The following is a 13757-nucleotide window of genomic DNA, read 5'->3' on the forward strand; positions in this document are numbered from 1 at the left end:
GATTGTTTTTGAGGGGTAGCTATATAAGAAAAGCCCAATCACTTTAACGATTGGGCCTTGCTATTATCTATACGGCAGAATTACCGATTAATGTAATAAGCTTAGTGGTTTAAAAGTGGTTAGACTTTCTCCATTATTAGAAAACTTAATTCCAATCTTGTAACTAAGACCATATATATCATCAAATGAAATGATATTTTCTAAAATGTCATTAGACTTTCTCCATTATTAGAAAACTTAATTCTAATCTTGTAACTAAGACCATATATATCATCAAATGAAATGATATTTTCTAAAATGTCATTTTCTGACGGAAGTAGTTGTGAGGGATAATCTCTGAATACACCGTCATAGTTATAGCCATAATAATATTCCCCTCTTATCGAACTGTAGGCCCTTTGTAGGAAGTAATCCAAATAATATATACTTTTTTTATGTAATTGTGCCTGAATGAAGTGAGCAATGGTGTTATCGTCAGTTGTAGGCTCAGGAATGCTAACATTTCCAACTGTCTTTGATGACTCGTTAATGTGTCGCATGTTTACAGTTTGTTCTGGCGTAATCGCAAAGACACCTGTCCAACTTACATTTACATCATGAAGTTGTCGATCTCTTAGTATAAGGCCAGGATGATTAGTTTTCACTTTTACGTTAATGTTCGAAGTTGTACCGCCTACTGAATAAGTTATGCTTTCCGGTACTACATGGTATGAATCAGAAGTTTTTAGTTCGTATTTTACAAAGTCATGGTATTTATTAGAATTAAATGTATGTTTTCCAAAGTAAGCATCTGGAGTTATATTTGTCTTAAGACTTTCTTCTGCTGAGATATAAGCACTTTCAAAACTATCACAATTGCTTACTCTTACAGGGATCTCTTCAGTCGCGCCACTTTCAGTTTCTACTGTTTGGTACCCACTTACAACACTACAGACTTCAGAAGAAATAGGCGTGCTCGATCTTAAAAATTGAGCGACAGTATATTTATCATATAAACTATCTTGGATTAATTCTGATTTATAGACCGTAACGGGATCTCCTTTACCTTGCTGATTAATATCATGAGCATAACCATTTTCTTTTGAATCTATTTGCCAATTCTTTGACAATGGAGTAGCGCTTTCTTTGTCACATAGTGTTATTTTTTTAAAAGAAAATTTCTCAGGTGCAAGATAGCTGGTAAATATAACCCCTTGCATCTTATTGTTTGAATATATTTGACCACTGCCAAGAGTATTACTCTCTACCTCTTTAATCATTACTTCATCTAACCCTTCAGGGATGGATGAATAACAAATATTATCAGCTAAAACTGATGTAGAAATTATAAGAGGTATTAAACCAACGACTATTTTTTTCATTACTTTTTCCATTTATGATTAATAATTCATATTCATCATTGCAGATTTGAGTAGTTATATGAATATACAGGGCTTCATTCTGTTAATTATGTCACATAGTTTTCTTGTATGATTTTTTGTATAATTTTTTGTATAATTATTAGTTATATCAGTAGGTAACTATAATCTGAGTCAATTAACTGGCTAGCGCTTAATGCTCCTATTGAAGCGGTGAGATTAAGTGAGCAGGTTTTTACAGAGGAGATTCGTGGCAAAATAGAATCATGGCAACGTGAAGTATATGAGGGTTACAAAGCATGGAGAGATCGAGCCCTAAGCTAGCCCTGATAAAAGTCTAAGCATTCGATATCATGGTTTCTTGATTCCCCTCTCGTTACACGCATTCTGTTGTTAGCAAACTGTATGCAATTATCGGTAATTAGTATGTTATGTGCTATTTTAATTTAAATCATATTACCTGACTGGAAAGTACGTAAGCGTATGGGCAACAGCACCTAGCTACGCTTAATATTCCATGGCAGTAACGCGTCAATATCATTCGGCTTTTCAGCAATCTGCTGTAAGCAGTTTGCGATATAATCATGCACGATGAGATTATTCGCTTTCGCTGTTTCAACCAAACTATATAAAATGGCACTCGCGTTCGCACCTGTATTGGTGTACGAAAATAGCCAAGCCTTGCGACCTATCACAAAGGGCTTCACAGCCCGTTCCGCTCGGTTATTGTCGATGCTTAACCTGCCATCTTCAAGGTAGAAGGAAGTTCGGGGACATCCATATACTGATGCAAACAAAATCAAACGCTTAAGATTTAAAAGCCATATACTACCTATCTATTCTTCTGTAATGCTAGTGCTTATTGTTGCCTTTTAAATCCCAAATAGCAGTGATTTCGCCTTGAAGGCGAGTAACTCTTTTCTGGCGAGCAGAAAAGAGATCCCCCGATTATTCCCTTATTTTGATTTAAAGATTGTTTAATACGCACCAGTGTCGTGAAGCAATCATTTTAGCCACTAATTTCGAGTGAATTAGTTATTTCCCTAAGGCGCTTTGTGCCCCTTTCCGCCTTAGAAAGCTGACTCGCTAACGCCCCCAAAGCGCCTTAGAATCGTAGCTGATTATTAAAAATGCAAAATGAAAGACCTTCTGCCCATTTCTTTTATCGCTAATATTAAACAATCAACTAACGAATTTAAGTGGTTCGTAATAACTTCATGGTGAAACAGCTATTTATATAAGGAAAAATGACCATTTAACATAACAGTCATTTCATGCATAATATATTTCCCTATTAATATGTTGATAAATAACATGAAATTTAAAAAAATTGTTACATCCATTTATCTATGTTTTTGTGCGTCTACATATGCAGATGTATTTGCTATTAAAGAGTCGAGTAAGCAGAGAGAATTTAATGGTGTTGCTATTGTAACTAAGGGGAACGATGTTCTTTTTAAGCATTCAAGCAATTCACTTAAAAATGAAAAAGACACGGATTTAAATGAAAACTCACAATTTATTATTGGCTCTTTGAGTAAACAAATAACAGCTACATTAGTTCTCAGAGAAGTAGATAAGGGTAATTTAAAATTAGATGAACCAATTTCTACATATCTTCCGCAGTTAAAACAAAAGTGGAGTTCAGTAGTTACAATAAGAAATTTACTTAATCATACCTCTGGAATTGTAAATATAAACCAGCCCCTTCAATCGAAGCCTAATAAAGAATTTGCTTATTCCAATCTTGGGTATGATCTTCTAGGGGAGATTGTATCCAATACCTCTCGCGATTCATATTCTTCATCAGCTATGCAGTTATTTCAAATATGTGAAATGAATAATTCAATTTCAGTTGCGGAAAATAGCCTTCCACCTGCTTCTCTTATCGGGGGATTTAATGAAGAAGAAAATGGAGAGATGAAGCTTGTAACATCTAAATCCCCCTATAGCTCAATCCCTAGTGGAGGTCTCATTTCAACTGTTTCTGATTTAGCAAAATGGAATCAGTGTCTCCATAAAGGAGATATATTGTCGGCTGAAATACATCAAGAAATGGTGAGCAGAGAAAAGATTAGGAGTCATCGCTGGGGTGACCTTGGTTATGGATTTGGACTACAGTTATCAACTGATTTAGATAAGCCTGAATGGAGTCATAGTGGATACGTAAATGGGTATATTTCCACGATGATATATTATCCTGAGTCAGATGTTTCATCTTGTTGTTCTTGAGAATACATCTTGGTACCCAAATGATATGGATAGAGTTTTTTATTACCATGACAAACTCCGTGAAGAGGTCATTGATTTACCATAACACCCGTTAAATGCATAACTTGAAGGCTACCTAATCGGTGGCCTTTTTTGTATCTAGTAGTGAATTCCCTAGGGCGCTTTGTGCCCCAAACCGACTTAGAAACTACAAGTAAGTGGTCAACATTATTTAGCCACAACATTCAGAAAAGTGTTGCCCTCATTTTCTGGCAAAAATCCCATAATTTGTTAGATTATGGCACTTCATTTAATATTTTCACATTCTAAATGAATGCGTACGCATACAAACTGCGATTTATGGTGTAATAATGATAAAATCAGTGCGTACGTGTACAGAGCGTTTAAAAACAGGCTGATATACGCACAATCAGCGCGTACGCGTACAGAGTGTGTGAAAACAGGCTAATATATGTATAATCAGTGCGTACGCGTACATTTAAATAACAAAATAAATTGAGTCAGTATTTATTGCTGTAAATGAGGTGATTTTTGTCAATAAAAATTAAAAGTGTTTCGCAATTAGGGCAGGTGGCAATGGTTGTTAGGCGCGACCAATCACTTGATCAGGAAACTGCAGGTTTATTATCGGGGTGTGGATCTACGTTCATTAGTAGATTTGAGCATGGAAAAGAGTCATCGGAGATAGGTCGAGTCTTATCCTTGTTAGAACAACTTGGCGTAGAGGTTAAAGTAACAGTGCCTAAAAATTTATCACCGAAAGCACATAAAAAATTACTTAATCTTGGCCTTATACAAGCATTGTCATCGCCACCGACAAGGGCATTTGAATGAGAAGCCTTGATGTTTTGATAAATAATGCAAGTGTCGGCACGTTGAAGACTGAAAGTGACATTTGGTCTTTTTCGTACACAAAGAGTTGGCTTGAGTGGGGTGACAGTTTCCCGTTATCTCCCAATATACCTTTGCAAGGTGAAGAACAGATTGATGGATCGACAAAGCGATACATCCAATGGTTTTTTGATAACCTTTTGCCAGAGGAGGGCGCGAGAACGCTCTTGGCAAAACAGTTGAACAGTATAGATGAAGCTGATTCGTTTGGAATACTAGCTGAAGTTGGCAAAGAATCTGCAGGTGCGCTTACTTTGGTAACTCCGAGCACAGTTCTCGAAGCAGGCACATTAACCAAGTTGTCGTTTGAAGAGCTAAATGAGCGCATTTTAAATTTACCTCGAATCCCATTGAATAACAAAGAAAGTAAACGTATGTCGATTGCTGGCGCTCAGCACAAAATGCTAATCGTTAAGCATGAGGGTGGGTTTTATGAGCCAAGTGGTACGATGCCATCAACTCACATATTAAAGCCGGAACATTCGGAGCCAAGCGACTATTGGCAAACAGTTCGTAACGAGTGGTTTGTAATGACTCTTGCAGGGAAGATGGGCCTTGATGTGCCTAAAGTTGAAGTTTGTTACCTTCCGTCGGCAGTCTATATAATAGAGCGTTTTGATAGGGTTGGAAAACACCCCAATCAATTGAGGTTACATGCCATGGATTCGTGTCAGACATTGGGCTTGAGCCGAACAAGTAAGTATGCACTTAGCAATGTTGTTCAGTTAAAAGCTTTCGTTGAAAAATTACGTGGTGTAGGTCGAGCTAGAATAACTGTTTTTACATGGGCGATTTTTAATGCGTTAGTTGGAAATAATGACGCGCATCTAAAAAATCTGACTTGTATCGTAGACCCCGATGGTTTGTATTTATCCCCAATGTATGATTTGGTTTGCACTGCAATCTACCAAGGATCTGGGGAGCATTTAAGTGCCCCACTATCACAAAAAATGGGGGACGCGACCACGCTAAACGAGTTGACGCGTGAAAATATAATCCTGTTTGGTGAGGAATTGGGGTTGAACAAGGCTATATCAGTTCGTGTATTGAATAAATTGGTCGGCAGTATAACCAGGGAGGCTGATAAATTATATGAATATACTGAGTCTTTAGATGATGTGGACAATAAAGCTGGTGAATTGCGTATGCTGCGTGAGATACGATACAACGTTATTGGAGAAATGGTAGCCAAACTTAGCCTTTGAAATCAAAAAACAAATTGGGTTTAGGCGCGAATAACCCAATTGGTGGGCAGTGAATTGCTGGTTTTTTTACCGCTGTCAATGTGTGAGCAAGGCAAACAACAGTATGGTTTGTGTTATCAAACGTTACCTTTTCCTGTGCCGAGCACTAACGTTCGCAGTGTCTGGGATAAACGTTTGCATCAATGGGTGCGCCAGCAAAAATGCATATTATCTACAAGTTAACGATGTTGCCATTCTGCTCCCCAGAAAACATTCCTAAGCATGTTATGAATATAACCAAAAGTGTTCCAAAAACATATATCCGCTTAAAAAGAAGAATACCGTTCACCTTAAGTGAACGGTATTACCTAATTACTGGATTTTTTGTATCTGGTTGTCATGGCAATGGCATCGTAAATTTGGCTATGTTTGTAGAGGTTTCAATAAAAAGGTCTAAGGCGCTTTGTGCCCCTTTGCGAGTTAGAAACCTATAAAAAGGTGTCCAATATTTCATGTATAGGTAGGCTCCTTTCCTTAGTAATTCTTAAACAGTTTAAGAATTCTTAAATCAATTAAGAATTGCTAAGAATGCTAGGAATGAGTGTGGCTTTCGAGGGGCAATGTGCAGAGAAAATCCTCAGGAAGCTAGCTCACAAACGCCCCCATTGCGCCTCAGAATCGTAGTTGATTATTAAAAATGCAAAATGAAAGACCTTCTGCCCATTTCTTTTATCGCTAATATTAAACAATCAACTAACGAATTTAAGTGGTTCGTAATAACTTCATGGTGAAACAGCTATTTATATAAGGAAAAATGACCATTTAACATAACAGTCATTTTACGCATGATATTTGTAGACATTCACTTTGCTTTTTTATGTTGTCAGCTATATTTGTTGTATGTGTTAGTTATGTATATTGTGATTAGCCTCTTTTGGAATCTGCTTCTAAAAAGGAATTAGTAATGATATTTAGATCCTTTCAAAAATGTGCGTACATATTAATATGTGCATTGTTTATTTCCTCGTGTGTATCTATTTCTCCAGAAGAATTTAAAAGTGCTAATTTTGGCGAAAAACCAATTAATTACGAATACGATATTAAGAGTCTAATGTCTAGGATGCTGAAAGATCCGCAGTCTGCTCTATATAGCTTTGGAGAGCCAAAAAAGGGAATGACCCAAGATGGTTGGGCTGTTGGAGGTAGAAAGTATTTCGGATATATTGTCCAAGCATCAATTAATTCCAAGAATAGCTTCGGTGGATATACTGGTGCAAAGCGGTACTATTTCTTATTCTCGGAAGGCAATGTAATGGAAGTTACTTCAATGATAAATAGCGGTATGGGAAATATATTAGAATGAACTAAGAACAACAATTAGCGGTATTTTTGTTTTACCGTTACGCAGTAAGTTAAACTTATTATGATTAATAATGGAGAATAACTATGTTACGTATTTTGACAGTCTTACTGGGATTTTTTTTTGTAAGTGGTTCATTTGCAGAAGCTACCAAGTCTGGTGATTATTATGTATCAGCAAATCGTCTCAGTGTTCGTCTTGGCCCCAGCACTACAGCAAGTATTACAAATGCTTTAAATAGAAAACAAAAAGTTGAAGTATTTGAAGTGAAAAATGGCTGGGCTAGAGTTTCTAAGTATTATAATGGTTCAATAGAAGGAGAAATTGGTCAAGTAGCTAGGTGGGTATCTGCTAAATATTTATCTTATACTAAGCCAACAGATGCCTTTACTAATAATACACAATTAGAAAAATCCATAAAAAATTCCGACAACTACTCTCAATATAGAAAAAATTTCATATTAGTATCAGATAAATTAATTAAACAAGGCCGATGCAGTATAGCTGATTACAAAGAGATGGGAGGCTGGGTACGTTCAACTACCCATAAACCAAAGCCAATGTACTTTACTTATTGTGATGGTTCTAAAGTCTATATAAATGCTAAAAATGGGAAAGTAATTAATTGATTTTTATTAAGTTTATAATACTTTATTTACCATAACACCCGTTAAACGCATAACTTGAAGGCTACCTAAATGGTGGCGTTTTTGTGTGTTGAAGTAAATTTTCTAGGGCGCTATGTGCCCCAAAGCGATTTAGAAAGCTAGATCTATTGTGCCTAAAACCAATTTCAAATGGATCAAGCTTTATTGTCTTTATCTTCGGTTTACTGAGCCCAAAAACCTCTAAAACAATCAATATTTACCTATAAATATCTTCTATATGTAGGGGGGGGGGAACTATAACTTTCGATCAAACTATATTGTCCGCCAACAAGTTAAAGCATCATAAGATAACTTTCAGTTATTAGCATTCAGTTTTCAGCTAAAGACTAAAACAGTTTAATCCAAGAATTTTTGTATTTGAAAGATAGGGATAAGCAACGAGCTTCGAGTTTATTAACTTCGAACATAAGGTATTTTCGTAGCATAGCTGAATTTTCTGATAGCTGAACGCTTTATCAATTGTCAGCTAAAGACTAAAACAGTTTAAGCCAAGGTTTTTACCTTGGTTTTTTGTGTCTGAAATTTAAGAATAAAAAGCTACTTTGTATTTTCTCTCACTATCAGTCATATATTTAAAGCCACCCTCTAAGAAGAGACAATGAGAAGAAAAAACTAAAAAGCTAAGCTATTATCAATAAGTCTTTGAAAATAGGTTGAGTTTATATGCATATTAAAATTAAGTTTTTAATTTTAATGCTCGCCAGCAACTTATTAGCGGCCTGTTCATCGTCAACAGTATCTCCGAGTCAAACGTCATCTCCACAAATCTATGTACCGGGTTTGTCCCCCTGTGACGGGCAAGTCAATAATCCATTAGTTATCAACCCAACATTACCCTTAGTTGTCTTAGTACATGGCTGTAATGCCTCTGCCGGTAGCTTTAATAAATTATCAGAAGTACTTGCCTTGCAAAATCAGCAGTCCGTGTGTTTTGTTTATGATGATAGAGATAGCCTGGTTGATAGCGCACAAGCACTCAATAAAAGCCTATCGGCGGTTGCTAAACATTTGGATAAACCGAAAATCACTTTATTAGGCCATAGCCAAGGCGGGTTAATTTCTCGTAAAGCGAGCACACTGAGCCTTGAAGAAAATATCGCCGTGGATTTAGTCACCGTATCGGCCCCTCTTTCGGGCATTAAAGCGGCTCAATATTGTGGAGAACCTGTTATACGCGTTGCGACGTTAGGTATACATGATTTAGTCTGTTGGTTAGTCAGTGGCGATAAATGGTTTGAAATAACCGATGCCTCTGACTTTATTCACGTCCGGGGAAACTACACAATTCCATCAAAAGCCATTTATTAATTGCCGCCGATGAACGCAATACTTGCCGTGTGATGGATGATAATAACCAGTGTGTTGAAGATGATTATGTCTTTAGTCTCAATGAACAAATTTTACCGCAGGTACATAATGATTTAGTGGTTACTAAGGTTAAACTCAAAGCGGGACATGTTGAAATAGTAGGAAATGAAAGCATGGTGCCCTATAAATTGATTCAAGCGCTACAAGATAATCATATTATAAAAGCAGTTGCTCAAACAGAACAGCAGGCTTTTTATGAAAAATTACAAAAAATCTACAAATTGGCTAACGTAGATTTAAAACAGTAATAAAAATATTTATGTAGATAATGAGACCAAGCGCATTAGATATGTGATCTTGTATTGCCCAGGAAAAGCGAGTGCTATAACAGCATGAGTTGCAGAAAGTAGTTATTCTCCTTTCACAAAATCGTATGCAGTGATTTTGAACAGTTTTAGCTCGCCCCAACATAGTGATGTTTACAAGATGCAAGACATGAAAAAATCGTAGAAGCGTCTTAATAACGAAGTTATTAGCTGTCAGCGTTCAGTTGTCAGCTAAAAGCTAAAGACTAAAAAAACCTGCGATTAATATCGCTATATGGCATCATGTTTCCCCATAAAATTTCCTTCATAAAGTAGAAAATAATAATGAAACAGAATCTTAACCGTAGCCAGCTACTTTGTGAGTTTGAGAAATTAGATAGCTCACTGCAACATGTTTTAATTCTTATTGCTACCATTGCAAAACCTTTACAGCAAACAGAGATAACCAACTTAGTGCGCGGAGCAGACTGGAAAACAGATCGTGGCACATTACTCTCCAGTATAATAAATGCGAGCTGGCGTAGAGATATGATGCAGCTTGGTTTAATCGTTGAAATTAAATCTGCTTATATGTGTCATCATTTAATCGCTGAAACACTCGCGCGTAAAGCAGTTAATAACCCGTTAGGCTCTAAAATAAAAATGGCGTTAACCACGCGCGCATTGCCCTATCATATTGCTAATAATTACTCAGAAGATATTCCCCTGTGGAAAATTCGCCCACTGATTTGCTCCCCAACACAAGATGATCTTTTTGAAACACTCGAATTAACACCTTTTAGCGAGATTGAATGCAGCTATAGTTTGTCTTTGATTTTTAGCTGTGACTTTGCAGATGAAAGTGAAACAAACAAAGAATGGTTTTTAAACACCTCACTGGCATTTCAGTTTCAAGTGCTTGCGCCCATTTTGTATCAACGCTCATTAGCATTGGAAAATATAGATAAGTATTTAATACTGGCAGAAAAATGTTATCAGCAACATCTACAAAAAACAGGGCAACATGAGCCGATATTTGCAGCCCTGCTTGCACAGCAATATCTGCAACGTAATCAATTTGAACTGTTGCCTAAGTTATTATCAAAAACACTCTCATGGTCAATCGCTATCGACGCTTGTTTAACACTGATTAAAGGCGATGCAGAAAAAGCATTACAACAGTTTGAACTTGCACTCAAAGCCAAACGTAAAGAAACAAAAAAACGTGCTGTACAGCTCTTTGATTTTGAAAATATGTTTTATCTTCTAGCAAATTTAGTGGTTGGTAACACCGCACTAGTAAAAAAAGTCGCGATGAAACACACAGGTCAACATCAAAAAGCCAATAATGTGCAGCTCTATTTCACTTTTATTAATGCAGCTCAACTTGCAGAAAATAGTGCAGCACTAACAACTTCCCATCATACTAGTTACCCTATCGCTTTCTCAGCGTTAATTCGTCTCTATGCGGATTATTGGTTTGATGATCTAACTGAGATAAGCCCCCCAATTGCGCTTGAAAAATTACTGCAAAAAGCACAGCAAAATAACTTCCCACTCTTTACACAGCAAGCACAGGCGATGCTTGCAAAAGTAAGTGATAACTACCAACAAAAAACTTCAGAGCATCCCGCACTGTATCAATTAATCACACCGATTCAAAAGTGGCAACGCTCTCTTGATGCGCTTAAAAATTTAAATGACAGCAATACCAGTGAAAGTAAAAAATCATCTCCACAAGCAGGGGCACGTATGATCTGGTGGCTTGATCGCCATGACTATTCTCTCTCTCCTCGTGAGCAGAAATTGAGTAAAAATGGTCAATGGACAAAAGGCCGCGCGGTTTCACTTAAAAAATTGCATCGTGAAAGAGAGAGTTATGATTATCTTACTGAAGCGGATCTCAAAATATGTAGCCATATTGGCGAATATACCAGTGGTGGTTGGTATGGTTCGACCACTTTTGAGTTAAGCGAAAATGCTATTTTTGCGGCAATCAACCACCCGGCACTCTATTGGGCAGAAGATAACTCGCAGAATATTCACCTAACTAACAACACACCAAAACTGTTAGTTTCAAAGCAGAATAAAAATCTTAAATTAGTACTTCAGCCCTTTCCCGAAGCGGGCACTAATATAATTAAAGAGAGTGATTATAATATTACTCTTATCGATTTTAATCATGAACACCATAAAATAGCAGAGATATTGACCTCAAAAGGCTTAACCGTTCCAATAAAAGCTAAGCAGCAAGTATTAGATTCTATCAGCGCCATTGCCCCTCTATTAACGATTCATTCGGATATTGGTGGCGGTAATAAAAATACAAAAGAGATAGAGAGTGATACACGCCTTTATATGCAAATTAGTTTGCTTGATGAAGGCATGATGAAAATAAATGCCACCACTTCTCCGCTTGGTGAATTAGGCCCCTCATTTAAGCCCGGGCAGGGCAGTAAAGTTATCATCAGCGAAATAGAGGGAAAACAGTTACAAACAACCCGTGATTTAAAACAAGAGTCACAGCAGCTCAGTTCACTTGCCAAGATTGCACCGGTATTATTTACCTGTGAAGACTCACAGTGGCTTATCGAAGATCCACAACAGGCATTAATCACCATTGAGACATTACAGAACAGCGAAAAACTGGTATTAGTGTGGCAAAAAGGGCAAAAAATAAAGCTCAATAAAACGGCCTCTGCCAGTAATATGCAACTCAAAGTCGGTAAAAAAACAGATTGGTTTGCACTCGATGGACAGTTGCAAATTGACGAACAAACCGTATTACCATTAGAGCAATTATTAACACTAATTGGCGAATCATCAGGCCGTTTTATAGCACTTAAAAAAGGCGAATATTTAGCGTTAACAGAGCAACTATACCAACAACTACAGCGCCTGCGTGGTGTCAGTCGGGCCGGTAATAAGGGAATTGAATTCCACCCATTAGCGAGCCAAGCGATGGATGAACTCACTGATGGCATGCAACTTAGCAATAGCGCAGCATGGAAAAAACAGCTTACTAAGCTCAATCAGGCTTATCAGTTACAACCAGAGTTACCCTCGACACTGCAAGCCACGCTACGAGATTATCAGCTACAAGGTTTTGAATGGTTATCACGCCTTGCACATTGGCAAGCCGGCGCTTGTTTAGCCGATGATATGGGCCTCGGAAAAACACTACAAGCACTCGCGATTATTGTAAACCGCGCGAACCAAGGCCCCACGTTGGTACTTGCCCCAACGTCAGTATGTTTAAACTGGGAAAGTGAAGTTGTTAAATTTTCACCAACACTGCGTATCATTAACTTTTCAGGTAAAGACAGAAAACAAAAAATAAAAGAAGCAACCTGCTTTGATATTGTTATCTGTAGCTACGGTTTATTACAAACAGAAATTGAACTGCTCAAAGAGGTTCAATTTACCACTATTGTTGCCGATGAAGCACAAGCGATAAAAAACCCACAAGCCAAACGCACACAAGCGGCAATGCAACTCCAAGGTGACTTTAAAATCATCACCACCGGCACACCTATCGAAAATCATCTTGGTGAGCTTTGGAGTCTGTTTAATTTTATCAATCCCGGGTTATTAGGCACACTTGAACAATTTAATACGCAATTTTCGAATACCATTGAGAAAGGCGATGAAGTAGCGGCAGATCAACTTCGTACCCTGCTAAAACCTTTTATCCTACGACGCTTAAAAACAGAAGTATTAACCGAATTACCCGCGCGTACAGAAATAAATATTAGTGTCAAAGCCAGCACAGAGGAGATCGCTTTTTATGAAGCATGTCGTCGCCAGGCGGTTAATCGTATTTCGGAAAGCGAGGAAAGTAATAAAGGCAGTCAAAAATTAAAAATATTGGCTGAAATTACACGCCTGCGCCAAGCCTGTTGCCATCCTCAACTGGTCAATGCCGATGTAGATATCAGCAGTGCCAAACAGCAAGCCTTTATTGAACTGGTTGAAGAGTTAATTGAAAACAAACATAAAGCACTCGTCTTTAGCCAATTTGTCGGTCATTTAGCACTACTTAAAGAAGTGCTTATTAAACGTAATATCAGCTTTCAATATCTAGATGGATCAACCCCACCTAAAAAACGTCAGCAAGCAGTCAGCGAGTTTCAAGCAGGCAGTGGAGATGTCTTTTTAATTAGCCTTAAAGCTGGAGGTTCAGGGCTTAATTTAACGGCCGCTGATTACGTTATTCATATGGATCCTTGGTGGAACCCTGCAGTTGAAGATCAAGCTTCAGATCGCGCCCATCGCATGGGACAACAACGCCCTGTGACTATTTACCGTATGATAATGGAAAATAGTATCGAGGAGAAAATCATTGCTCTACATGGGCAAAAACGAGATCTTGCTAACAACCTGTTATCTGGCAATGAAAAAGTGAGTGGCAAGCTGGATGTCGATCAGATGTTAGCGTTGCTTGAATAATA

General features: G+C 37.6%; 9 protein-coding genes and 1 pseudogene. 8 read left to right on the forward strand and 2 right to left on the reverse strand.

Translation table 11 applies throughout. The features are described from left to right. Positions 1 to 200: 200 nt before the first annotated feature. Both CXF74_RS06640 and CXF74_RS06645 read right to left on the reverse strand, forming a co-directional pair. Positions 201 to 1361, reverse strand: a complete 1161-nt coding sequence (locus CXF74_RS06640) for a hypothetical protein (protein ID WP_101081633.1) — start codon at positions 1359 to 1361, stop codon at positions 201 to 203. A gap of 494 nt (positions 1362 to 1855) precedes the next feature. Beyond that, positions 1856 to 2116 (reverse strand): annotated as a pseudogene (locus tag CXF74_RS06645) (IS66 family transposase); the annotation flags it as partial. Positions 2117 to 2672: 556 nt separating this feature from the next. On the opposite strand from CXF74_RS06645, the gene CXF74_RS06650 reads away from it, so the two are divergent. The 8 genes from CXF74_RS06650 to CXF74_RS06685 all read left to right on the forward strand — a co-directional run bounded on the left by CXF74_RS06650 (position 2673) and on the right by CXF74_RS06685 (position 13755). After that, positions 2673 to 3590 (forward strand): serine hydrolase domain-containing protein, encoded by a 918-nt coding sequence (locus CXF74_RS06650; RefSeq protein ID WP_157822343.1) that lies wholly within the window; start codon positions 2673 to 2675, stop codon positions 3588 to 3590. Positions 3591 to 4121: 531 nt separating this feature from the next. Continuing rightward, entirely contained in the window at positions 4122 to 4424 is a 303-nt protein-coding gene (locus CXF74_RS06655) for a transcriptional regulator (RefSeq protein WP_198552804.1), read from the forward strand. Beyond that, positions 4421 to 5686: a HipA domain-containing protein gene (locus CXF74_RS06660; protein WP_101081635.1), complete on the forward strand. Its 1266-nt coding sequence runs from the start codon at positions 4421 to 4423 to the stop codon at positions 5684 to 5686. Before CXF74_RS06655 ends, CXF74_RS06660 begins: the two co-directional genes overlap by 4 nt. A gap of 943 nt (positions 5687 to 6629) precedes the next feature. Then, positions 6630 to 7028 carry a hypothetical protein gene (locus CXF74_RS06665; protein ID WP_101081636.1) on the forward strand — a complete coding sequence of 133 codons (399 nt, stop codon included), beginning with the start codon at positions 6630 to 6632 and terminating at the stop codon, positions 7026 to 7028. An 83-nt stretch (positions 7029 to 7111) separates the two neighbouring features. Continuing rightward, positions 7112 to 7654, forward strand: a complete 543-nt coding sequence (locus CXF74_RS06670) for an SH3 domain-containing protein (RefSeq protein WP_101081637.1) — start codon at positions 7112 to 7114, stop codon at positions 7652 to 7654. Between the two features lie 702 nt (positions 7655 to 8356). Next, on the forward strand, positions 8357 to 9001 hold the full coding sequence (locus tag CXF74_RS06675) for an esterase/lipase family protein (protein ID WP_101081638.1): 645 nt from the start codon (positions 8357 to 8359) through the stop codon (positions 8999 to 9001). A gap of 32 nt (positions 9002 to 9033) precedes the next feature. Next, positions 9034 to 9309 carry a hypothetical protein gene (locus CXF74_RS06680; protein WP_101081639.1) on the forward strand — a complete coding sequence of 92 codons (276 nt, stop codon included), beginning with the start codon at positions 9034 to 9036 and terminating at the stop codon, positions 9307 to 9309. Positions 9310 to 9651: 342 nt separating this feature from the next. Continuing rightward, positions 9652 to 13755: a DEAD/DEAH box helicase gene (locus CXF74_RS06685; protein WP_101081640.1), complete on the forward strand. Its 4104-nt coding sequence runs from the start codon at positions 9652 to 9654 to the stop codon at positions 13753 to 13755. Positions 13756 to 13757 lie beyond the last annotated feature (2 nt).

The organism is Psychromonas sp. Urea-02u-13 (assembly GCF_002835995.1).
In the GTDB taxonomy this organism is placed as follows: Bacteria; Pseudomonadota; Gammaproteobacteria; order Enterobacterales; family Psychromonadaceae; genus Psychromonas.